The sequence below is a fragment of the Mycobacteroides sp. H003 genome (assembly GCF_001440135.1).
GTDB classification, from domain to species: Bacteria; Actinomycetota; Actinomycetes; order Mycobacteriales; family Mycobacteriaceae; genus Mycobacterium; species Mycobacterium gwanakae.
Window position 1 is genome coordinate 1,166,818 of record NZ_LJYL01000034.1, and the last position, 22,740, is coordinate 1,189,557.

The 22,740-nt window shown below is 63.7% G+C and carries 23 protein-coding genes and 1 riboswitch; of the genes, 16 read left to right on the plus strand and 7 right to left on the minus strand.

Annotated elements, in window-relative coordinates:
• Positions 1-91: 91 nt before the first annotated feature.
• Genes AOT87_RS25715 through AOT87_RS25730 form a run of 4 tightly spaced genes read left to right on the plus strand, consistent with a single transcriptional unit; the run spans position 92 to position 3,083 of the window.
• On the plus strand, positions 92-469 hold the full coding sequence (locus tag AOT87_RS25715; RefSeq protein WP_057965561.1) for a DUF427 domain-containing protein: 378 nt from the start codon (positions 92-94) through the stop codon (positions 467-469).
• Positions 470-514: 45 nt separating this feature from the next.
• Positions 515-1,159, plus strand: coding sequence for a methyltransferase domain-containing protein (locus AOT87_RS25720; protein ID WP_057965562.1), 645 nt, complete (start codon positions 515-517; stop codon positions 1,157-1,159).
• The gene (locus AOT87_RS25725; protein ID WP_030097452.1) at positions 1,156-1,884 is read left to right on the plus strand and encodes an alpha/beta fold hydrolase; all 729 of its coding nucleotides are present in this window, start codon (positions 1,156-1,158) and stop codon (positions 1,882-1,884) included. Before AOT87_RS25720 ends, AOT87_RS25725 begins: the two co-directional genes overlap by 4 nt.
• Positions 1,885-1,895: 11 nt before the next feature.
• Positions 1,896-3,083 carry an MFS transporter gene (locus AOT87_RS25730; RefSeq protein ID WP_057967530.1) on the plus strand — a complete coding sequence of 396 codons (1,188 nt, stop codon included), beginning with the start codon at positions 1,896-1,898 and terminating at the stop codon, positions 3,081-3,083.
• On the opposite strand, the gene AOT87_RS25735 is transcribed toward AOT87_RS25730, so the two are convergent.
• Positions 3,074-4,495, minus strand: a complete 1,422-nt coding sequence (locus AOT87_RS25735) for a short-chain fatty acyl-CoA regulator family protein (RefSeq protein ID WP_057965564.1) — start codon at positions 4,493-4,495, stop codon at positions 3,074-3,076. The genes AOT87_RS25730 and AOT87_RS25735 overlap by 10 nt on opposite strands.
• Before the next feature lie 119 nt (positions 4,496-4,614).
• Between AOT87_RS25735 and prpD the strand changes: the two genes are divergently transcribed.
• Genes prpD through AOT87_RS25750 form a run of 3 tightly spaced genes read left to right on the plus strand, consistent with a single transcriptional unit; the run spans position 4,615 to position 8,164 of the window.
• Entirely contained in the window at positions 4,615-6,129 is a 1,515-nt protein-coding gene (gene prpD, locus AOT87_RS25740) for a 2-methylcitrate dehydratase PrpD (protein WP_030097455.1), read from the plus strand.
• On the plus strand, positions 6,126-7,046 hold the full coding sequence (gene prpB, locus AOT87_RS25745; RefSeq protein WP_030097456.1) for a methylisocitrate lyase: 921 nt from the start codon (positions 6,126-6,128) through the stop codon (positions 7,044-7,046). The genes prpD and prpB overlap by 4 nt, the downstream gene beginning before the upstream one ends.
• Entirely contained in the window at positions 7,043-8,164 is a 1,122-nt protein-coding gene (locus AOT87_RS25750; RefSeq protein WP_030097457.1) for a bifunctional 2-methylcitrate synthase/citrate synthase, read from the plus strand. The genes prpB and AOT87_RS25750 overlap by 4 nt, the downstream gene beginning before the upstream one ends.
• Before the next feature lie 72 nt (positions 8,165-8,236).
• On the opposite strand, the gene AOT87_RS25755 is transcribed toward AOT87_RS25750, so the two are convergent.
• The 3 genes from AOT87_RS25755 to metE form a co-directional block, all read right to left on the minus strand.
• Positions 8,237-8,767 carry a GNAT family N-acetyltransferase gene (locus AOT87_RS25755; protein ID WP_057967531.1) on the minus strand — a complete coding sequence of 177 codons (531 nt, stop codon included), beginning with the start codon at positions 8,765-8,767 and terminating at the stop codon, positions 8,237-8,239.
• A gap of 62 nt (positions 8,768-8,829) precedes the next feature.
• Positions 8,830-9,729, minus strand: coding sequence for a mycobacterial-type methylenetetrahydrofolate reductase (locus AOT87_RS25760; RefSeq protein ID WP_057967532.1), 900 nt, complete (start codon positions 9,727-9,729; stop codon positions 8,830-8,832).
• 99 nt (positions 9,730-9,828) lie between these two features.
• Positions 9,829-12,093 carry a 5-methyltetrahydropteroyltriglutamate--homocysteine S-methyltransferase gene (gene metE, locus AOT87_RS25765; RefSeq protein WP_030097460.1) on the minus strand — a complete coding sequence of 755 codons (2,265 nt, stop codon included), beginning with the start codon at positions 12,091-12,093 and terminating at the stop codon, positions 9,829-9,831.
• 139 nt (positions 12,094-12,232) lie between these two features.
• Positions 12,233-12,442, minus strand: a riboswitch (cobalamin riboswitch).
• A gap of 99 nt (positions 12,443-12,541) precedes the next feature.
• Here metE and AOT87_RS25770 point away from each other — a divergent pair.
• Together AOT87_RS25770 and AOT87_RS25775 are read left to right on the plus strand one after the other, a co-directional pair.
• Positions 12,542-12,961 carry a PaaI family thioesterase gene (locus AOT87_RS25770; RefSeq protein ID WP_030097461.1) on the plus strand — a complete coding sequence of 140 codons (420 nt, stop codon included), beginning with the start codon at positions 12,542-12,544 and terminating at the stop codon, positions 12,959-12,961.
• On the plus strand, positions 12,951-13,541 hold the full coding sequence (locus AOT87_RS25775) for a TetR/AcrR family transcriptional regulator (protein WP_057967533.1): 591 nt from the start codon (positions 12,951-12,953) through the stop codon (positions 13,539-13,541). Before AOT87_RS25770 ends, AOT87_RS25775 begins: the two co-directional genes overlap by 11 nt.
• Here AOT87_RS25775 and fadD8 read toward each other — a convergent pair.
• Complete coding sequence (gene fadD8 / locus AOT87_RS25780; RefSeq protein WP_057967534.1) at positions 13,538-15,127, minus strand: fatty-acid--CoA ligase FadD8; 1,590 nt, start codon at positions 15,125-15,127, stop codon at positions 13,538-13,540. The two genes, AOT87_RS25775 and fadD8, sit on opposite strands and share 4 nt — an antisense overlap.
• A gap of 139 nt (positions 15,128-15,266) precedes the next feature.
• Positions 15,267-16,364 (minus strand): LLM class flavin-dependent oxidoreductase, encoded by a 1,098-nt coding sequence (locus AOT87_RS25785; protein ID WP_030097464.1) that lies wholly within the window; start codon positions 16,362-16,364, stop codon positions 15,267-15,269.
• 51 nt (positions 16,365-16,415) lie between these two features.
• On the opposite strand from AOT87_RS25785, the gene AOT87_RS25790 reads away from it, so the two are divergent.
• The 4 genes from AOT87_RS25790 (at position 16,416) to AOT87_RS28910 (ending at position 18,557) form a co-directional block, all read left to right on the plus strand.
• Positions 16,416-17,075 (plus strand): VOC family protein, encoded by a 660-nt coding sequence (locus AOT87_RS25790; protein WP_057967628.1) that lies wholly within the window; start codon positions 16,416-16,418, stop codon positions 17,073-17,075.
• Positions 17,076-17,096: 21 nt separating this feature from the next.
• Positions 17,097-17,981 carry an AIM24 family protein gene (locus AOT87_RS25795; protein WP_030097466.1) on the plus strand — a complete coding sequence of 295 codons (885 nt, stop codon included), beginning with the start codon at positions 17,097-17,099 and terminating at the stop codon, positions 17,979-17,981.
• 117 nt (positions 17,982-18,098) lie between these two features.
• On the plus strand, positions 18,099-18,332 hold the full coding sequence (locus AOT87_RS28905) for a hypothetical protein (protein WP_157859034.1): 234 nt from the start codon (positions 18,099-18,101) through the stop codon (positions 18,330-18,332).
• Between the two features lie 45 nt (positions 18,333-18,377).
• The gene (locus tag AOT87_RS28910; RefSeq protein WP_057965571.1) at positions 18,378-18,557 is read left to right on the plus strand and encodes a hypothetical protein; all 180 of its coding nucleotides are present in this window, start codon (positions 18,378-18,380) and stop codon (positions 18,555-18,557) included.
• Positions 18,558-18,648: 91 nt separating this feature from the next.
• On the opposite strand, the gene AOT87_RS25805 is transcribed toward AOT87_RS28910, so the two are convergent.
• On the minus strand, positions 18,649-20,358 hold the full coding sequence (locus AOT87_RS25805) for an alpha/beta hydrolase fold domain-containing protein (protein ID WP_057967535.1): 1,710 nt from the start codon (positions 20,356-20,358) through the stop codon (positions 18,649-18,651).
• 96 nt (positions 20,359-20,454) lie between these two features.
• Between AOT87_RS25805 and AOT87_RS25810 the strand changes: the two genes are divergently transcribed.
• From AOT87_RS25810 to AOT87_RS25820, 3 genes are read left to right on the plus strand one after another with little or no spacing between them, the layout of a single operon-like run.
• A complete protein-coding gene (locus tag AOT87_RS25810) occupies positions 20,455-21,459 on the plus strand; it encodes a GlxA family transcriptional regulator (protein WP_057965573.1) in 1,005 nt (334 codons plus the stop codon).
• A 44-nt stretch (positions 21,460-21,503) separates the two neighbouring features.
• Positions 21,504-21,878 carry a Rid family hydrolase gene (locus tag AOT87_RS25815; protein ID WP_057967536.1) on the plus strand — a complete coding sequence of 125 codons (375 nt, stop codon included), beginning with the start codon at positions 21,504-21,506 and terminating at the stop codon, positions 21,876-21,878.
• Between the two features lie 40 nt (positions 21,879-21,918).
• Complete coding sequence (locus AOT87_RS25820; protein ID WP_057967537.1) at positions 21,919-22,680, plus strand: DJ-1/PfpI family protein; 762 nt, start codon at positions 21,919-21,921, stop codon at positions 22,678-22,680.
• Positions 22,681-22,740: the final 60 nt, after the last annotated feature.

The following is a 22,740-nucleotide window of genomic DNA, read 5'->3' on the forward strand; positions in this document are numbered from 1 at the left end:
CCCTCGGCCAGAAACCGAGGCGGGACAGCCGCTCAACCTGCAGAGCCAGGGCAGCCTAGCCATAGTCCAGAACAGGCCTACCCTCGGAGATATGTCCACCCCCGACAGGCCGCGATTGGTTCCCGGCCCCGACCATCCGATCACCATCGAGCCCGCCAGCACCCGCGTCGTGGTCACGTCCGGCGATGTCACCATCGCCGACACCACCGGCGCCTTGCGGCTGCAGGAGGCCAGCTATCCGCCCGTGTACTACCTCCCACCCGATGCGGTGAACTGGGAGGTGCTGCAGCGCACCGACACCCACACGTACTGCCCGTATAAGGGCGAGGCCTCGTACTACTCGGTGCGCACACCCGAGGGAACGATCGAAGATGCCGTCTGGACCTATGAAGATCCCTACCCGGCGGTCGCCCGGATTGCCCGTCATCTGGCCTTCTATCCCGACCGGGTCAACGTCATCGCGGACTGACGCACCCGTCTGGCGACCCCCTGATTGCTGGCGTACGTTGTGCCCATGACGACGGTTCAACGACGAGCTTTCAACGACCAGGTGACGCGGTTCTGGGGACGCGCTGCCAAGGCATACGACTGGGCACCGTTACAACAATGGGTGTACCGCCCGGCACAGGACGAGATGATCGCCCTGCTGCGTCAGCACGAGTCGCAACGTGTTGTCGATATCGCCTGCGGTACCGGCATTCTGGCGACACGCATCCAGGAAGAACTCGAGCCCGAGCAGGTGCACGGGGTTGATATGTCCGAGGGGATGCTCGCCCAGGCGAAGGCCCGTTCCGCGTTGGTCGACTGGCAATTCGCGCCGGCCGAAAAGCTGCCGTTCGACGACGGCGCACTGGATGCGGTGGTCTCCACATCGGCGTTCCACTTCTTTGACCAGCCCGCCGCCCTCGCCGAGTTTCATCGCGTGCTGGCGCCCGGCGGCTTCACCGCGATCACCACCTTCACGCCCGACCGCGCCTCCGCCCCCATCCTGCGCCGGATCTTCGGCGATCGCGTGCCCGCGAGCGTTCCGTCGAAGGCCGAGATGCGCCAGATGTTCGAGGCCGCCGGATTCGAGGTCGCGGTGCAGCGACCGGTGCACCATCCGTTCACCCTTCCGTTCGTGGAGTTCGATCGACTCACTGTGGGCATCAAGCGATGACACGGTGGCTGCTGCTTCGTGGCTTGAGCCGCGAGAAGCGCCACTGGGAGCAGTTCCCACAAGTCTTTGCCGAATCGCTTGGCGTTCAGGTGGAATGCCTGGATGCGCCCGGATTCGGCACCGAATTCCAACGTGTCTCGCCGGCGAAAATCTCGGCCATCACCGATGACATCCGGTCCCGGCTGGACCGGGATAGCGACGGTTGGTCACTGCTCTCGATATCTCTGGGCGGCATGATCGGACTCGACTGGTGCGCGCGTTACCCCGGAGATTTCGAACGCGCCGTCATCATCAATTCGAGCACTGCCTCGACACCGATATGGCAGCGATTTCAGCCGTCGTCGATCCCCAACTTGGTACTCGGACGGTTCCGCGCCGACGTGCCTCGCGAACGTGCCATCCTGGAACAGACAGCCAATAGCCCCGATCTGGATCTCGACGCGCTGTCCCAGCGGTGGGCCGGTTACCTACAGACCCAGCGTCCGTCGAGCGCCAGTGTCGCCCGGCAGATCGCCGCGGCCATCAGCTTCCGGATGCCGAAGCGCGTCGATACTCCTCTGCTGGTTCTGACCTCCACGCACGACCGGCTTGTGAGTTCCGCGGCGTCACGCGCGATCGCCAACAGCTTCGGCGCACCCCTCGCGGTGCATCCCACCGCCGGCCACGACATTCCCCTCGACGACGGCGCGTGGATCGCCGAGCAGGTAAGACGGTGGATCGACTAGATTCACCAGCTGTGCCACAACGTCTTTCGGCCTGGCGATTCGTCACGACATTCGGCGTCATCAGCATGTTCGCCGATATCGTCTATGAGGGCGCGCGCTCGATCACCGGACCACTTCTGGCATCGCTCGGGGCATCGGCTCTCGTGGTCGGCGTGGTGACCGGAATCGGCGAGGCCGCCGCCCTGGCGCTGCGTCTGGTGTCGGGCCCACTCACCGACCGCACCCGCATGTTCTGGACCTGGACCATCGCCGGTTACGCACTGACCGTGATCACCGTCCCGTTCCTGGGCGTGGCCAGCGCGCTCTGGGTTGCCGCCACGTTGGTGATCGCCGAACGGGTGGGCAAGGCGGTACGCAGCCCCGCCAAGGACACCTTGCTGTCGCACGCCACCTCCGTCACCGGCCGTGGCAGGGGCTTCGCGGTGCACGAGGCCATGGACCAGGTCGGTGCGATTACCGGCCCACTCGTCGTCGCGGGCATGCTCACCCTCACCCACGGGAACTATCTGCCGACGTTCGCCGTGCTGGCGGTCCCCGGTGCCGCGGCGTTGGCTCTGTTGTTCTGGCTTCGCCGCCGGGTGCCCCACCCGGAACGGTATGAGGCCAGTGCGGACACGCATGACTCACCCACTGCGCGCCAAAAACTCCAACTACCGATGCGTTTTTGGCTGTACGCGGGGTTCTCCGGGATCACCGTGTCCGGGTTCGCAACGTTTGGCGTGCTGTCATTTCACATGGTCGACCGGGGCATCCTGGCGCCCGCCGCGGTGCCGTTGGTGTACGCCGTCGCGATGGCCGCAGCCGCCATATCCGCCCTGTTCTCCGGCTGGACGTACGACCGGATAGGCCCCAAAACCCTTGTGGTCTTGCCTATTGTCGGCGCGGTCGTGCCCATGTTGGCATTCACAGACTCACTCATGGGCATCGTGCTTGGCGCGCTGTTATGGGGTGCCGCCATCGGGATTCAGGAATCCACCCTGCGTGCGGTGGTCGCAGACCTGGTGCCGCCCGCACGACGGGCCACCGCATATGGGGTCTACGCCGCTGTGCTCGGCACGGCAACCGCCATCGGCGGGACACTCACGGGGTACCTCTATGAGGTGTCGATTCCCATGCTCATCGGGGTGGTCGGCGTGATTCAACTGGTCGCGCTGGTCGCCGCCGCACCCACAGTGCTGCGGCACGCCGATCAGGTGTAAGGCAGGCGACTGCTGGCGTCTTCGTCGACATGGACGCTGCGGCCGATGTAGGGAAAAGCTCGCTGGGCACAGGAATCGCGGACGCACACCTTGCAGCCCGGGCCGATCGGCACCGCGGTTGACGGATCGTCGATGGCGATCCCCGTCGAGTACACCAGACGATGCGCATGGGCGATATCGCATCCCAGACCGATCGCGAACGATTTTGGCGTGCTGAGGAATCCGCCTGTCGATGTACTACTCGTGCGTGCCACCCAAAAATACGTGCGGCCGTCGGGCATCTCGGCAACCTGGGTCACAAACTGTCCCGGATTCGAGAACGCCTCGTGAACGACCCACAGGGGGCAGTTTCCACCCACTCTGGAGAAGTGAAACGCCGTGGCGGATTGGCGTTTCGAGATGTTCCCCGCACGGTCGGTCCGGACCAGAATGAACGGAACTCCCCGCATGGAGGGGCGCTGCAGGGTCGACAGCCGGTGGCAAACGGTCTCGTGCCCGACCTCGAACTGTCGCGCCAGGATGTCGACGTCATATCTAGTGGACTCCGCCGCATGGTGAAACTGTTTGTACGGCAACAGGAAAGCACCAGCGAAGTAGTTGGCCAACCCGATCCGGGCCACACCAATGGCCTCGGGGCTCAGCTGCTCGGCACCGGAGAGAATTGCCGCCATGGTTTCGGTCTGCGTCAACAGCGCCAGCTGCGTGGCCATTTGAAATGCGCGCTGGCCGGGCGTGAGCCAATGCGCGATACGCAAAACCCCTGCGTCCGTGTCGAACCGGCGTTTCGAAGAATCCGAAAGCGCCCCACCCTTGGCCACGGTGACGGCAATACCGTGGTCTTGCTTCAAGACCGTGGCCAGCTGCGTGTCGAGACCGCCGATGTGCAGCCCGTAGTGCTCGAATAGATCTTCGGCGGCGGTGTCGAGTTCACCAAGATAGTTCTTGTGATCGTAGAAAAGGTCGCGGACTTCTTCAAATGGCATGGGACGCAGCGGTTCTCTTATCGAATCACCGATCGTGGCCGCATTCTCGGTCGCGCGATAGCTCTCCAGCTCAGCGGTGACGTCCCGCAGCCTGCGGTGCATGCCCACCAGGGTCTGACCCACCGACGGCATCCGGGCGACTAGCTCTTCGAGCTGCAGGTCACTGATCTCGCCCACGGCAGCCTCGGTGAATATCTCGCCAAGGTCCGCGACAAGCCGGGCGTCGGAGTCCGGGGAGAAATAGTGCGGTGACAGATCGAATCGTTCGGTGAGGCGCAGCAGCACCGCGACCGTCACCGGGCGCGCGTCATTCTCCAGCTGGTTGACGTAACTCGTCGACAAATCCAGGACGCGTGCGAGCGCCGCTTGCGTCAGGCCGCGCTCCTCGCGCAACCTCCGCAACCGCGCTCCGGCGAACGGTCTGGACATGTTCGCCAGGATAACTCCATAACCATTCGCAATGTTTGCAAGATATGCGAACTAAGGATACAGAAATACGCATTTACATGGTCTTTTTATCTACTGACCACGTGCGTAATGTGCGAATCATGCACGTTCACTCCGTACACACCCGCCGCAGCGCCGACGTCTTCCCTCGCGACCAACACCTCGCCTGGAAGATCGCCGAGGTCGCTTCGGATCCCGTTGCCGTTCCCGCCGACACCGAGGCGATGGTCATCAACCGGATCATTGATAACGCCGCCGTCAGCGCCGCGTCGGTCATCCGCCGTCCCGTCACCGTCGCACGCCGACAGGCGCAGGCCCATGCGGTGTCGTCCGGTGGACGTGGTGCCAATGTCTTCGGTGTCAGCGGTGGCTACTCGGCCGAGTGGGCGGCGTGGGCCAACGGCGTCGCAGTACGCGAACTGGACTTCCACGACACCTTTCTGGCCGCCGACTATTCGCACCCCGGCGACAACATTCCACCGCTGGTGGCCGTGGCCCAGCAGCTCGGCATCGGCGGGGCGGACCTCATTCGCGGTCTGGCCACCGCGTACGAAACTCAGATCAACCTCACCCGCGGAATCTGTCTGCACGAACACAAGATCGACCACGTCGCACACCTCGGCCCTTCGGTCGCCGCCGGCCTGGGCACCATGCTAAAGCTCGACACCGAGACGATCTATCAGGCCATCGGCCAGGCCCTACACCTGACCACCGCGACCCGGCAGTCCCGCAAGGGACTCATCTCCAGCTGGAAGGCCTATGCCCCGGCGTGGGCCGGCAAGGTCGCCATCGAGGCCGTCGACCGCGCCATGCGCGGCGAGGGTGCTCCGTCCCCCATCTGGGAGGGCGAAGACGGCGTGATCGCCTGGCTGCTCGGCGGTCCCGACAAGGTCTACGAGGTGCCGCTGCCTGGCCCGGGTGAGGAGAAGCGCGCGATCCTGGACAGCTACACCAAGGAGCACTCGGCCGAGTATCAGAGCCAGGCGCCCATCGACCTGGCCCGCAGGATGCGCGAGCGCATCGGCGACTTGGATCAGATTGCGACGATCGTGCTACACACCAGCCACCACACGCATGTCGTGATCGGCACCGGATCGAATGATCCGCAGAAGTTCGACCCCGACGCTTCGCGCGAGACACTCGACCACTCGGTCATGTACATCTTCGCCGTGGCCTTGGAGGACGGCACCTGGCATCACGAACGTTCCTACGCGCCCGAACGCGCACACCGCCCCGAAACGATCGAACTCTGGAACAAGATCAGCACCGTCGAAGATCCCGAGTGGACTCGTCGCTACCACTCAACTAACCCCGACGAGAAGGCGTTCGGCTGCAAGGCCGTCGTCACTCTCAAGAACGGCGAGGTGATCACCGATGAGCTCGCGATCGCCGATGCACATCCCCTGGGGGCGCGGCCGTTCGCCCGGGAGAACTACATCAACAAATTCACCGTGCTGTCCGACGGCGTCATCGAGCAGCACGAGCAGGAGCGATTCCTTTCGGTGGCACAGGGGTTGGCCGATCTGAAGGCCGGCTCACTGGGCGCGCTCAACCCGCTCGTGGATGCCGTAGTTCTCGACAAGGCGCCCACGACACCGGAGGGGATCTTTAAGTGAGCGCGCTTCTTGCCTCCGCCACGGACGCGGCCACCAAGCGTGCCGCGTTCCGGGCGGGCTTGTCTTCCGGTGAACTGCTGCGTTTTCCCGGCGCATTCTCGCCGTTGGTGGCCAAGCTGATCCAGGAGGTCGGGTTCGAGGGTGTTTACGTCTCGGGTGCCGTACTGTCGGCCGATCTCGCGCTGCCCGATATCGGATTGACGACGCTCACGGAGGTGTCGGCCCGCGGCCGTCAGATCGCGTCAGTCACCGACCTGCCGACCCTGATCGACGCCGACACAGGATTTGGCGAGCCGATGAGTGCGGCACGCACGGTCGCCGTGCTCGAAGACAGCGGAGTAGCCGGCCTTCATCTCGAGGACCAGGTGAATCCCAAGCGGTGCGGGCATCTTGATGGCAAGGCCGTCGTCGAGAGCGCCGAGATGGTTCGGCGGCTCCGTGCGGCGGTCTCCGCCCGGCGCGACCCCAACTTCGTGATCTGCGCCCGCACTGATGCCGCGGGCATCGAGGGGTTGCCCGCGGCAATCGACCGCGCAAAGGCCTATGCCGACGCGGGCGCGGATCTCATCTTCACCGAAGCACTCAGTGATATCGGCGAGTTCGAGAAGTTCCGTGCCGCGGTCGATGTTCCCTTGCTCGCCAACATGACCGAATTCGGAAAGTCCGAACTCGTGACGGCCGACCAGCTCCGCGACGTCGGGTACAACGTCGTCATATATCCCGTCACGACCCTGCGGCTCGCGATGTTCGCCGTGGAGCAGGGTCTGCGCGAAATCGATTCGGCGGGAACACAGTCTGGCCTGCTGGACCAGATGCAGCACCGCAGCCGTCTGTACGAGCTGCTCCGCTATTCCGAATACAACCAGTTCGACACCGAGATCTTCAATTTCAGCCTCAATGGAGGAGGAGCCCGATGACCACCGCGACCCCGACCATTCACAAGGGACTTGCCGGCGTCGTGGTGGACACCACCGCCATCTCCAAGGTGGTGCCCGAGACCAACTCGCTGACGTACCGCGGATATCCGGTACAGGACCTAGCCGCCCAGTGCAGCTTCGAGCAGGTCGCCTACCTGCTGTGGCATGGCGAGTTGCCGAACGATGCCGAGCTCGCGCTGTTCAACCAACGCGAGCGGGCGCAGCGCCGCCTGGACCGTTCCCTGATGGCGCTGTTGGCCAAACTGCCGGAGACCTGCCATCCGATGGACGTGGTGCGCACCGCCATCAGCGTCCTGGGTGCCGAGGATCCTTCCGAAGACGACAGCACTCCGGAAGCCAACTACGCCAAGTCGCTTCGCATGTTCGCGGTGCTGCCGACGATCGTCGCGGCCGACATGCGGCGCCGCCGTGGGCTGGACCCCATTCAGCCCCACAGCCACCTCGGCTACTCGGCCAACTTCCTGCGGATGTGCTTCGGTGAGGTACCGGACCCGGTGATCGTCACGGCGTTCGAACAGTCGATGATCCTGTACGCCGAGCACAGCTTCAACGCCTCGACCTTCGCCGCCCGCGTGGTGACCTCGACACAATCCGATATCTACAGTGCGGTCACCGCAGCGATCGGCGCACTCAAGGGCTCCCTGCACGGCGGAGCCAACGAGGCCGTCATGCACGACATGATCGAGATAGGCGACGCCGCCAAGGCTGCGGAATGGTTGCAGGGCAAGCGGACCCGTAAAGAAAAGGTCATGGGCTTCGGGCACCGCGTATACAAGAACGGCGATTCCCGGGTGCCGACGATGCGCGCGGCGCTGGAGGACGTGGCCCGGGTTCGTGACGGTCGCCAATGGCTCGAGATCTACAAGGTGCTGGAATCCGAGATGGATGCCGCCACCGGAATCAAGCCCAATCTCGATTTCCCCACCGGGCCCGCCTATTACCTTATGGGATTCGATATCCCGTGCTTCACACCGATTTTCGTGATGAGCCGGATCACCGGCTGGACCGCGCACATCATGGAGCAAGCAGCGGCCAACGCCCTGATCAGGCCGCTGAGCGAATACTCCGGTAAGCCCCAGCGGTCACTCGCGTCGTAAGTGCGATCGCCGAGTGTGCGGTTTGTGTCGAAATCTCGCTGATTATCGACACAAACCGCACACTCGAGCTGGCTAGTTCGGCCGGGACAAGAGCCCGCCAACCCACCAATCCGCCGGGGCCTCTCGCCGATACCCACGCTGACGCAGCAAGCCCTCCATGTCGAATCCGACGGCTTGCGCCACCGCCCGCGAGCCACCGTTGCCGACGACGGCCCACCATTCGATGCGGTGCACCCCCAGCACGTCAAATCCCCACTGGCACAGCCGCCGAATCGCCTCTGTTGTGAGCCCCTTGCGGCGATGCCGTGAGGCAGACCAATACCCGACTTCCACCACGCCGGGCGCAATCGACTTAAGTGAACAGGTGCCCACGAGTTCATCTGTGTCGGCGAGGAAGAACCCAAAGCCGTATCGCGCGTTGTCCGCCCATTCCTGCGCCGACCTGGCGACGAAACTCCGGGCGTCTTCACGGGTGTACGGAACCGGCAGCGGAAGGTAGTGCGCGATCTGCGGCTCGTTGCACGCTTCGACAATCGCGGCCTCGTCCGCAGCAGTGACCGCGCGCAGAACCAGCCGGTCCGTCTGCAACTCGGTAGGTTCCATGCGACCAGTCTCAACCACGAATTACCACGTGGTCAAAGGAATTCCGTACGACCGGGTCTGCGTCAGGAGGTCGCGGGTACCGGCGACCAGTACTCCAGCATTTCCGCGAAGGTCTCGAAGGCCGGCTTGGCCAGACCGTACGGCGCTTCGAAATGCACGCTCAGAGGAAACCCGAGGTCTGCCACTCCATCGATGACTCGCTTGTAGAGATCCACAAGCTGTGGCCGCCGGACATCTGGTTCGCAGGCAGCCAGCGACTTCACGAAATCCTGTTCGCGCGCAACAGCTTCATTGCCGGGGTCTTGGATCAACCAGTCGATGAGCCCGACCTTGGACTCCAGCTTCGGGACGAAACCGAACGAGAGCAACACCTCTGGCCGGTGTTCGGTTGCGCGCGCGAACTCCTGCAGAAAGCCAACCACCGCATCGGAATACAGCAGCTGGGTCATGGCGAAGGTGGCACCCTTGTCGCATTTGAAGGAGAAGCGGCCCTGTTCGCCACTGCGGGTGGGGATCAGGATCACTCCCCTGTTGTCGACGATGTCATCGAACTTCGACAACGCATCAGTCGGTGGAATGCCCGAACCGTCGCCGTCGCTCATGGTGCGCGGTACGCCGACGAAGATCACGCCGTCCATCCCGGCTTCCGTGAGGCCGGTCAGCCGGCTCCGTAACGACGTCTCATCCGAAAAGGAAGTGACCTGCGTGCACAGTCCCCGCATAGTGGGTAGCTCCGACCGGATGATCGACCAATAGTCGACGACATCCAGCTTCGGCTTCATCTCCAGCGGACGATCCGCGTCTTCCACGATCATCGACGGGATCATGACGTGGTCGATGCGCCCATCGATGCCGAACTCCGCCGAGAACCTGGACAGTTTCTGCAGTTCTTCGGATGCCTTCTCGAGGCCGCCATCGACATTGGGAGGCACCAGCTCCAGCGCAACGGTATTCATGGACACCAAGGACCTCCGATTAGTCTCGCTAATGGTTTATACACCAATCAAATTCACGCGCGAGCAGTCCCCCGCGAAGGGGACTGCCCGCGCGTTCGTCGGGAACTAGGCGCCCGCACGCACCTCGGTCGCAGCCGCCACCAGGTTGGCCAGCGAGGCAGTTACCTCGTCAGCCTTCCGGGTCTTCAGTCCACAATCAGGATTGACCCAGAGACGCTGGGCCGGAACGGCCTGCAGCGCCTCACGCAGCGAGTTCGCCATTTCGGCCGTCGAGGGCACCCGCGGCGAGTGGATGTCGTACACACCCGGGCCGACGCTGTTGGAGAATCCGATCGCGTTGAGGTCGTCGAGCACCTCCATATGCGAGCGAGCCGCCTCGATGGAGGTGACGTCGGCGTCCAGATCGGCGATCGCACCGATCACCTCGCCGAACTCCGAGTAGCACAGATGCGTGTGAATCTGGGTCGCATCGGACACACCCGAGGTGGACAGCCGGAACGCACCGACCGCCCAGTCCAGGTATGCGGGCTTATCCGCCGAGCGCAGCGGCAGGAGCTCGCGCAATGCGGGCTCGTCCACCTGGATGATCGCAATCCCGGCGTCCTGGAGATCCACCGTCTCGTCCCGGATGGCCAGTGCGATCTGGTTAGCGGTATCCGCCAACGGCTGATCGTCACGCACGAAGGACCACGCGAGGATGGTCACCGGCCCGGTCAGCATGCCCTTGACGTACTTGGGAGTCAGCGACTGGGCATAGGTGGCCCACTCGACGGTCATCGGGTTCTGCCGTGCGACATCGCCGTACAGGATCGGTGGGCGCACGCAGCGGCTGCCGTACGACTGAACCCAGCCATTCTGGGTGGCAAAGAATCCATCGAGCTGCTCGGCGAAGTACTGCACCATGTCGTTGCGTTCAGGCTCACCGTGGACCAGCACGTCCAGGCCCAGCTTCTCCTGTAGCGCAATAACATCGGCAACCTCGGCACGCATCCGCCGCACGTACTCGGCCTCGTCGATCTCGCCCTTGGTCAGGGCCTGACGGGCCTTGCGGATCTCGACTGTCTGCGGGAACGACCCGATGGTGGTGGTCGGCAGCTCGGGTAGCTGCAGACGCTCATCCTGGCTGCGGCGACGCTCTGCGGCGTCCCCGCGGGAAACACCAGCCGCCAGAATCGAATCCAGCCGCGCACGGATCTGGCCGTTGTTCAGACGCGGATCCGTCTTGCGAGATTCGACAGCCGCATTCGACGCCGCGAATTCCGCGGCGTCGCGATCCCCGCCCAGTGCCCGGGCCAGCACCACAACTTCCTTGACCTTCTCGTCGGCGAAGGCCAACCAGCTGCGCAGCTGGTCATCGAGTTCGGTCTCCGGTTCCAGCGAATAGGGCACATGCAACGTCGAGCAGGACGTGGAGACTGCCACGGCACCGGCGGATCCCAACAGCGTCCCCAGGGTGCTCAGCGCGGACTCCAGGTTGGTGCGCCAGATGTTTCGTCCGTCGACAACGCCCGCGACGATGGTCTTTCCGGCCAGCTCTGGCACCAAGGCCACACCCGATGCGGACCCGTAGACCAGGTCGACGGCAATCGCCTCGACGGGGGTACGTGCCAGCGCCGGCAGTGCGGCACCAAGGTCCCCGAAGTAGGTGGCGACCAGGATCGCGGGGCGATCGGCCACCGTGCCGAGACGGCCATACACCTGCTCGGCCAGTTCGGGACCATTCGGCAGGATGTCGGTGACGAGCACCGGCTCATCGATCTGCACCCAGCCGACGCCTGCCTCGGCGAGCTGCACCAACAGCTGCTCGTACAGCGACACCACCTCGTCGAGCCGTTCGATGGGCGCGGGGGCGCCGTCGACTGACTTACTCAACGCGAGGAAGGTGATGGGACCGACGACGACCGGACGTGCCGGAATGCCCAGCGCCTGAGCTTCTTTCAGCTCTCCGAACAGCTTGGCCGGGTTCAGTTCGAACTTCGTGTCCGGCCCGATCTCCGGCACCAGGTAGTGGTAGTTGGTATCGAACCACTTGGTCATTTCCAGCGGTGTCACATCATCATTGCCGCGAGCGGCGGCGAAGTAACGATCGAGCTCATCGGCGATACCGGCGACACGGGGCGGGAGCGCTCCCAGCAGCACCGCGGTGTCCAGCACCTGGTCGTAGTACGAGAAGGTGTTCACCGGTACGGAGTCGAGCCCGGCGGCCGCCAATGCGGTCCAATTGTCGCGCCGAAGCCCTGCGGCGACAGTTTCGAGCTCGGTACGGCTGGTACGTCCGGCCCAGTAGCTCTCGGTAGCCCTCTTGAGTTCACGCCGCGGGCCGATACGCGCGGATCCGAGCGTGGTGGCGGTCAAAGGTTGAGCAGTCATGAATTAGTCCTTCATCAACAGCGGGGTAGCCACCGCCCGGGGACGAAGAACCGAGCACGGAACCACCGCGACAGATATCTGCTCGGTGAAACCGCTTCGGCCATACGCCCATTCCGCGAGGCGATGATCCGCCGGGTGCGGCGCACCCGGCACAGCTGGCAGGTCTTCGGACTTACAGGCTTTACCCGGACTCAGGTTTTCCTACTGGCCGCCGCTTCCCAGGCTTCTTGGTGCTCAACCCAGTGCATATGACGACTGTCGTTCCTGCATACCGCTGCGGGACAGTCCCGGATTCTCACCGGGTTCCCTCTTATGCCGGACCCGAGGGCCCGGCACTCGATGCTGATAACGGCTCGGATAAAACCCGTGCCACTACCAGCAGACCAGCTGCGTTTCTCATCATATGCGCGCTATCCAACACAAATATTAGCGACTATTCTCTAATATCGTGATCACCCTGGACCAGGCTCAGCGGGTGCTCGATGCGCAGCCCTTCAGTCGCCTCCTCGGCGCATCCGTGTGCCGGGTCGATGAGTCCGGAATCCGGCTCGCACTTGATATCCGTGACGAGCTACGGCAGCAGAACGGGTTCATTCACGGCGGCGTATTGAGCTATCTCGCCGACAACGCGATCACCTACGCCTGCGCCCTTGGTTTGGGTGCGGACATTGTGACCAGCGGATACACCATCGAGTACGTGTCCCCAGCGGGCGATGGGGTGCGACTACTCGCGGATGCCTCGCTGGTCAGCGCCGGCCGCACCAAGGCGCTGGGCCGCTGCGAAATCTCCGTCGAAGGTCACGACGGCAAAACCAAGCTGGTTGCGGTTGCTCAGGGCACGAGCATGGTCCGGCGCCGTGGGGCGTAAAGCGCAGTACACCGCGGACGACATCCTGGACGCGGCGCTGGCCCTGGTGACCTCGGGAGGCCCACCAGCGGCCACCGCCTCCGCCATCGGACGCATCCTCGGAGCACCGTCGGGTTCGATCTATCACCGATTCGCCAGCCGTGACGAGCTCATGGCCCGGCTCTGGCTGCGATCGATCGCCCGCTATCAGAACGGGATACTCGCGGCCCTGTGTCTGCCGGATCTCGACGATGCACTTACGGCGACCATTGACCACGCCTTCGATTGGACGGCGGCGAACCGCAACGAGGCGCAGCTGCTACTCCAGTACGAGAAGGCCGATTTGGTCGCGCACTGGCCCGACACCCTCGCCGCGGAGCTCACGACACTCAACTCACGGGTCCGCACGGCGTTGCGCGAGTACACCGGGCATCGGTTCGGCGCGATCACTCCCGAACTAATCGACAAAACGATGTTCGCATTGATCGACATGCCGTACGCAGCGGTGCGCCGTCACCTGCCCGACAGGGGCGAGCCCGCGCCGTGGCTGCGCGAGTTCGTCCGGACCACCGCCCGGGAGCTTCTCGCCCGCGAGAGTTAGACCGTGGCGTATCTCTGACGCAGGGCCTTCTTGTCGAGCTTGCCCAGCGCGGTCAATGGCAGCGAGTCGGCGACGATCACGTGTTTGGGTGACTGCACCGAACCCTTGCGGTCCTTGACCGCGGACTGGATCTCGGACGTCATCTTGGACACCGCGTCGCCGCTGTGGTCGGCATCCGCACGCAGCACCACGATCGCCGTCACCGCCTCGCCCCATTTCTCATCGGGCACCCCGATGACGCCGACCTGCGCCACCGAGGGATGTTCGGCGACAACGTCTTCCACCTCTCGTGGGAACACGTTGAAACCACCGGTGACGATCATGTCCTTGGTTCGGTCGACGATGAACCAGAAACCGTCCTCGTCTTCGCGTGCGACATCGCCGGTGCGCAGCCAGCCGTTCTTGAACGTGTCGGCGGTCTGTTCGGGCAGCCCCCAATAGCCACCCGCCACCAGCGGACCGGCCACACAGATCTCGCCGGGCTCACCCTGCTTCACCGGCTGATCGTTCTCGTCGAGCAGCGCCGTGCGCAGGAACGCCGAGGGCCGGCCACAGCTGGAGAGCCGCTGGGTGTCGTGATCGCCCTTGGCCAGATAGCTGATCACCATGGGCGCTTCGGATTGGCCGAAGTACTGCGCGAAGATCGGCCCGAATCGCTTGATCGCCTCCGCGAGCCGTACCGGGTTGATGGCCGAGGCGCCGTAGTAGACCGTCTGCAACGACGACAGGTCGCGGGTCTGAGAATCCGGGTGATCCAGCAGCGCATAGATCATCGACGGCACCAGCATGGTGGCGGTGATCTTGTGCTCCTCGATTGCCGCCAGCACGGCGCCCGCATCGAACTTGGGCAGCACCACCATCGATCCGCCCTTCATCAGGGTCGGCATGAAGAAAGCCGCCCCTGCATGTGAAAGCGGGGTGCACATCAGGAATTTGGGGCGATCCGGCCACTCCCACTCGGCCAGCTGGATCTGCGTCATGGTGAGAATCGACTGTGAGGTTCCGATGACGCCCTTGGGCTTGCCCGTCGTGCCACCCGTGTAGGTAAGGCCGTTGATGTGATCCGGCGACAAGTTGATCGGAACCAAAGGCCTCGCCTCGAAGCCTGCGGCCGCGGCAACCAGGTCATGCCCCACCTCAGCCAGCTCAGCGGGCACCGGCCCGAGCGTCAGCACGCGGGTCAGCGTCGGTACCTTCTCCACCAGGGCGGCGGCGCGCTCCACGAACTGCGGCGTGGGGTCGATGACGAGGGTGGTGATCTTGGCGTCGGCCAGCACGTACGCATGATCGTCGAGCGAACCGAGCGGATGCAGCGCGGTACGCCGGGTGCCCAGCAGCTGCCCCGCGCCGATCACCAACAGCACCTCGGGGCGGTTGAGGGCCAGCATGCCCTGGCCATCGGTCGGATCCGGCACCAGCGCGGTGAAGGCCCGGATGTACTTGCTGATCTCGTCGGCCATCTGGGCGCCGGTGAGCGTGACATCCCCGAGCACCAGCGCCGGCGCGCTCGCGTTCTTTTTCAGCGCGGCGACCAGCAGGTGCCCGGAGTTGATCGACCCGTGCAGCAGGTCAAATGAGTCAGGCATCGCGCTCCTTGAGTGGATAGTCGCCGATCAGGCACTTCGCTCGACGTTAGAACATGTTCTAGTTTTGGGCAAGAACGCGCTCCTGCCCCGCTGCACCAGGGTCAATGGCCTTACAGGCGCTGCCCGCGACGGATGCCCCTCAGACTGCGGTGAATCCCTTGGCCCGCTGCGCGTCCTGCGCACCCCACAACGTCGACGTGATCTCCGCCTTCACCAGCGGGACCACCTCTTCGGCGAATCGGCGCAGGGTGTCCTTCTGCTCCTCGAAGTCGGCCTCAGGGCTCAACGAAATCGACTGGAACTCGTGGCCGAAGGCCTCATGCCACTGGATGATCTTCTCGGCCACGCGTTCCGGCGAACCGGCCAGCACCGGGCCGCGATCCGCCGCGTCCTCGATGGATTCGAAGGAAGGAAACTTGCCAACGGCCTTCGGGTGGTCCTTGAGCTTGGCCATCTGCGCCAGGCGTGCCTCGTAGATCGGCCGGTACTGCGCGATGGCCTGTTTGGTTGTATCCGCCAGGTAGAGCCCTCCCGAACCCGCACCCACGTGCAGATTGGCCGGGTCGTGCCCGTTCTGCGCGTACAGCTCCCGGTACCTGTCGATGAGAATCTTGTAGTTCTCCTTGGGCTGCAAGGCATTTGCTGTGACTATCGGATCGCCCCACTTCGCGGCGAGTTCAACCGCGAACGTCGAGGTCGCCGACCCATGCCAGATCCGGAACGGCCCGTCGTACGGCCTGGGCAGGGTTGTCGCGTCGGCCAGCGGATGCCGGTGCGTGCCCGTCCAGTCGACGTGTTCCTCGCGCAGTAGCCGCCGTAGCAGCTCATAATTCTCTTGCAAGTACTCATACTGCTTGGCGATATCCAGCCCCATCAACGGGTACTGCCGGTCTTCATTGCCCTTCCCGATGACGATCTCGAGCCGGCCGCGGCTCAGCTGGTCGATGGTGGCGAAGTCCTCCGCCGCACGCACCGGGTCCAAGAGGGAGAGCACCGTAACGCCGGTGGACAACAGGATCCGTTCGGTCGCCGCAGCCACCGCTCCCAGCAGTACCGTGGGCGCCGAAGACAGCACGTCTCCCGCATGCCGCTCCCCGACTGCAAAGGAATCCAAACCCAGGCTTTCAGCCAAGACCGCGGTCTCGACCACGCGGTTCAGCCGGTCGGCGGCGGGCGCCAATGCCCCCGTGGCGGGGTTCGGCAGATAGAAGACAATGTCGAGAAGCTGAAAGCGCATATCGTCAGTATGCCGAAACGGACCCCGGTCCGGCAGGGAGGAAATGTTCTGATGATCACCGAACTGGACTCGGTGCTTCTCGACGTTCCAAATCTCGCTGACGCAAAGGCTGCCTATGCGCGGCTGCTCGGAACCGACACTCCGCACCCCCAGCTCCATCTCGGGCTCCCGGATTGGGCAACGTACCCCGGGTTGCTGTTCGGCGTCGCAGACCTGTCGTCCGCGGCGCGGACGGTCGATCGCCGCGGCCTAGCACTGGCCTCGCACGGAGAGCTCGTAGCAGGACAGGCCGACGGACTCACCCTGGGACTACGCGCGCGACCGACAACACACGCGGCCCCGGCGAGCGAGCAGATCGATCACCTGGTGCTGTTCTCCCCCAATCGTGACAGGATCATCGCGACGCTCTGCGGACGGCTCGGCTTCGATCTGCGCCTGGACCGCATGCAGTCGTGGGGCGTACACCAACTGTTTTTCCGCTGCGCGGGCCTGGTGGTTGAGGTGGTGCTGCGCGATGACGACCCCGCCGGACCCGACTCACTGTGGGGAATCGCCTGGCGCACCAATGATATTGACGCCTCGCATGCTCGGCTAACGGATGCCGACGTCACTCTCAGTGCCATCCGAGACGGCCACAAGCCAGGCACCAGAGTCGCGACGGTCAAAGATCCAGGGCTGGCAGTCCCCACAATTTTGATTGAACAGCGCTAGCCGCCGACTAGGTTGGGGTCTATGACGACTCCGAACCCGGGAAGCTGGCAACCCGACCCCGACGGACGATTCGAGTTCCGCTGGCACGACGGTCACCGCTGGACGGATCAGGTAGCCCATCAGGGAAAAGTCAGTTCAGCTCCGCTCGGAGGCTCCGCACCGGCCGCCCCACAGCCCAGCCCATCAACCCAAGCCGCACAACCGGCAGCACAGGCCCAACCTCTCGGGGACCAATTCTCAGGTATCAGTGGAGATTTGGTGGACGGCCGCTTTAGCGAGAATGAGGCGAAACCAATCTCGAACCAGAACGCCAAACTGTTGCGCGTTCGTCTTGGCGAGCCATTCCTGGCGCGTCAAGGATCAATGGTGGCCTACCAGGGCAATGTCGATTTCGCCTTCGAAGGCGGCGGTGCGGCGAAGTTCTTGAAGAAGGCACTCACCGGAGAAGGCTTGCCGCTCATGCGGTGTTCGGGCCAGGGCGACGTATTCCTGGCCGAGCGCGCCTTCGACGTTCATCTACTAAACCTCAACAACGCGGGCCTTTCGATCAGCGGCAAGAACGTGCTGGCCTTCTCGGCAGGCCTGAACTGGAACATCGAGCGGGTCAAGGGCGCCAGCATGGTCACCGGCGGCCTGTTCAACACGACATTGAGGGGAACAGGGTGGGTGGCCTTGACTACCGACGGTCCGCCGGTGGTGCTCAATGCCGCAGAGGCGCCGACATTCGCCGACACGAACGCCGTGGTGGCGTGGTCGGCCAACCTTCAGACACAGCTCAAGACGAGCTTCAAGGCCGGCGCCCTCATCGGCCGCGGTTCGGGCGAGGCACTCCAAGTCTCATTCCAGGGCCAGGGATTCGTCATCGTGCAACCATCCGAGGGCGTTCCTGTCGTCACTGCCGGCTAGAGCGTCATCAGCCCCAACAGCTCCCGGCCCCGGATCAGTGCCTCAAAATTTGAGCATCGGTGCAGGTCGAAAGACGCTTTCACGAACCCCACGGCGCCAAGCTCGGAGAAGCACGCGGTGGAAGCCAGCACGGGGGTAACGGGTGAGCAGTTGCCCATACTCATCCCGGCGCACGCGGGCCAACGCCGGTATGCCGGTGATGTCAGCAGCATCTGCTCTCCGCATCGCCTCGACCAGAGGGTGCGGATGTCTGGCGCGGCGTATTCGGTGATGTTCGTCGATCATCGCATCAACTACCGACGAGAACCCTTGTTCTTCGGGTCGCAGCTCTGCCAGTGCTCGCCGGCGTGATTGAGGAAGATAATCCCAGGTCTGGTCATACCAAACCGCCGAGTCATGGAAGTACACAGCGACCGCTACAGGTCGGCATGTCTCTACGCCCACGGGAAACTGCAAGCCAATGAGACCAGCGACTCGCTGAACATGGCCTCGGTACGCTGCAAGGTCCTCGCCGAACACATCGGCGTCGCGACGGAACAACGCGTCAATCTCTTGATGTACACGTTCGACCGGTAATTGACTTATATCCAAGTTAACGCCTCTCAGTCTTCAAACCGAACGAATCAGACTCAAAAGCCTTGTACAACTTACTTTTAACCGCCTCAGTTCAAGGCCGGGACCGTTGTGCGATGAATCCGGCCATCCGTCTGATGGCCTCGTCAGCCTCGGGCATTTGTCCGGCGGACATGTGCCAGACATGCCAGAGGCCCGGCGAGACATCGAGTTTGGTTTCCACGCCCGCAGCATCGGCAGCCGCAGCCAGGTCCACCGCGTCGCTGTAGAGAATTTCGGCGTCTGTCACCTGAATCAGCGTTGGAGGCAGACCGCTTAGATCGGCGAACTGCGGGGACGCGAGCGGGTCGCCGGGGTTCTCGCCCGCCAGGTAGGCCTGGCCTGCATCTGTCAACGACTTCACCGTCAGTAGAGCATCGGTTGACTCGTTGGTGGCGACGCTGATTCCGGATAGTGACAGGTCGCTCCATGGTGATAGGCAAATCAGCGCGGAAGGCATCGGAAGACCTGCATCGCGCGCCTGGATAGCGCACGCGAGCACGAGTCCGGCGCCCGCGGAATCCCCCGCCAGAACGATCTTTTCGGCAGGAGTGCCGTCGGCGAGAAGAGCTTTGTAAACAGTCAGAGCATCATGCGGTGCGGCCGGGAACGGGTGTTCGGGAGCCAACCGATAGTCCACGACCGCGACCTCGGCACGGCACTCTTTGGCAAGCTTGGCGGTCAGGTTGCGGTGGGTGAGCGGCGAGCCCACCACGTAACCGCCACCATGGAAATAGATAATCAGATACTCGCGGAAGCCTTTCCGGGAACGTACCCACTCAACCGGCACGCCGTCCAAATCCTGGTGTGTCACGTGCGTGCCGGACCGGCTGGCGAGCACGTTGAATCGCGCGACGCGGTTGAGTTGTGCGCGTTTGGTGGCCGGTGCAGCCTCGGAGGTCAGGATAGGACGCAGCAGCTTGCCCGTTACCCACCGAGAAGCGCTAGCACGCAATGAGATAGGCGGAATGTTCTCCCGATTCCGAAGTAGTGCTACCCCGAAGACGAGGAGCCACAGCGGAAGGATGATCACCGCGACAGCTTCCACCAACTTCATCGCTTCGAGGGCCCCGAAGCCGCCGGTCACAAAGTACGCCGCGTACAACAGCCCCGCCGTCACGAGTAACCACCAGGACTTGAATCCAGAACCACGCAGCTGCGATCCGGTAAACAAGGCCCAGATCGCCATGGCCGGCCCCTCGAACCACCACAGACCGCGCTGCGTCGCGTACACGATTGCGAGCCAAGCACTTTCCGCCCCGGCTCGCACGGCGGCGTCGGGGGAATCATGAGCCGCCATCAGCGGGTCGATCGTGGCGAACTGGATCACGGCACCAGCAATGCCCAGTAGGGCATAAATCACGATGGCGAGCACTGCCATGTCTGCCCGCGCCTGCCCCCGTGACCGAAACCGCGACCACAGGTATCCCCCGACGACCACGAAGGAGAAATAGAAGCCGAGGCTGTCAGCCAGCATGCCTGCCCGGAACCACTGCGCCGAACTCTGCGACATGTTCAGCGCTTCGCGTGGATCGAACAGAAGCTCGGTACCGCCGGTGGTGATTCCCACGGCGACGACGGTGAACCATGCCAGCACTGCCGCGACGATCGCCGACCACCCAGTCAGCCGTCGGCCGGCGTTCGTACCGGGATCGTCATGGACTGAACGCGGAGGCGCAAGTTGCTGAGCCGGGATCAGCGGAGGTCCGGCACGAAAAGTGTCATGCACAATCTCATCCTCGACGGCGATGCAGCCGGTAGCCACGACACACTTATGTCAATTCGCGCCAACCTGCACCATGGCGTGAATTGCAATAGACGTGACGTAGACGCCACGGCGTCCCGGGCTCACGATGGATGCATGGCTCCTTCTCCTCGTCAGGTCAAGCTGGTGGTGTACGACGGGTTCCAGATGCTGGACCTGGCCGGACCAGCCGATGTCTTCAGTGCCGCCGCGGTTCTCAGCGGCAAGCCCCTGTACGACGTCGAGGTGGTCGCCACCCAAGCCGGACCTGTTCGAGCCTTGAACGGCTTGCAAGTCAACGCGTCTCGTATCGACGATCTCGATGCCGATATCGACACCTTGGTGGTCACCGGGGGGCTGTCATTCGACCACGCAGTAAAGGACCCAGCGTTAGTGGGAGAGATACAGCGTGTCGCGCGACGCTCCCGGCGCGTGGCAGGGGTGTGCGCGGGCGCGTTTCTGCTCGCGGAGGCCGATCTATTGAACGGGCGGACAGTCACCACACATTGGGCGGGGGGTGCCTTGCTCGCCGAGCGATACCCCGAGGCCAGCGTGGCCCCGGACCGCATCTACGTCCAGGACGGCCCGATCTGGACCTCCGCTGGGGTGACCGCCGGCATTGATCTTGCGATCGCGTTGATCAGCGCCGATCACGGCCCCGACCTCGCGCGCGAGGTATCGCGTTGGTTGGTCGTCTATCTGCACAGGCCCGGCGGTCAGAGTCAGTTCAGCGCACCGGTCGCGTCGTTGCCGCCGCGCAAGGAACCGCTGCGGGCGCTACAGATATGGATCGAGGAAAACCTCGCCTCGGACCTCTCGCTGGACGCTCTCGCCAAACAATCGCAGATGAGTACCCGCAACTTCTCGCGTGTCTTCGCCTCAGAGGTCGGTGTGACACCCGCTCGCTATGTCGAGACCGCACGCGTCGCCGCCGCACGTCGACTGCTGGAGACCACTGACTACCCGCTGGATCGGGTGGGTCTCGCGGTGGGAATGCCAAGGCCCGAAACCCTTTACCGCGCATTTCAGCGCTCGCTCGGAGTGGCCCCGGGGGAGTATCGCGAACGTTTCGCACGCCCTCGCCCGGCACATGAACTGCCATTGCAACCCACCGGCACATAGCCAATCGTCCGCATACCGACCACACAAAGTTAGGGAATTACAGCATGATTCACCGCCTGCCGCAGGATGCTCCCTGGGAAGTCGATTATGGATACACCAAGGCAGTTGTCGCCGGGCCGTGGGTTCTGGTCTCAGGCCATGTGTCCCTCGAACAAGAGGATTCGGTGGGGCAGGCCCGCGCCGCATTCCGCGATGTGTTGGCCACGGCCAAGCGTGTAGGGGCGCAACCATCCGACGTGGTTCGCGTCCGGATCTTCTATACGGAGACCGATGACGCCGACGCCATCTCGCGGGCCTTCAAAGAAGTCTTCGGTGGGGACCACCCACCGGCAGCCACGATGGTGCGCGTGGCCAGTCTGATGCTGCCGCAACTGAAGATCGAAATCGACCTCGACGCGTATCTGGGCAACACGCACTGACCCAATCACCCCGTCCTTTCGATCCCGAAAGAGAACTCTCATGCAGATCGCATTTGTCACCTACCCCGGTATGACCGCGCTAGACATGGTCGGGCCCTACGAAGTGCTCCGGATTCTGCCGGATGCCGAACTACGTTTCGTGTGGCACGAACCCGGGCCCATCGCCACCGACTCCGGCGTGCTCTTTCTCGGCGCGACGCATTCGTTCGCCGAGACGCCCACACCCGACATCGTCCTGGTCCCCGGCTCCGCCACATCGACGATGTCCACCGCCAGAGACGAGAAGTTGTTGGCGTGGCTGCGGGCAGTCCACGAAACCACCATCCACACAGTTTCGGTGTGCAGCGGGTCGGTAATCCTGGCTGCCGCAGGGCTTCTGGAAGGTAGAAGGGCTACCTCGCACTGGCGGGCCCTTGACCTTCTCGCCCCCTTCCGCGCTCGTCCGGATTCTCACGAGCGCATCGTGAAGGACGGCAAGATCATTACCGCTGCCGGTGTTTCCGCCGGAATCGACTTGGGGCTGTCCGTGGCCGCCGAGGTCGCCGGGGTCGCGCATGCCGAGGCAACTCAGCTCGCCATCGAGTACGACCCGCAGCCCCCATTCGATTCTGGACACATGAGCAAGGCGACGCTGAAAACCAAGACACGTGCCCATGCGTTGATGGCTAAACACGGAATGTTCAAGCCTGCCGAGATGAGCTCCGGTGCCCGCCTGCTGTGGAGCGCCGCGCTGTCCCGGCTGCGTCAACCCAAACGCAGAGCACTAAGACATCGCGACGGCGAGGTCGCTGAATGGGTTTAGTGGCATAGGCACCCAGATCCTGAACCTGACGTTTGAGTGATTCGGTGTTGCAACGGCACC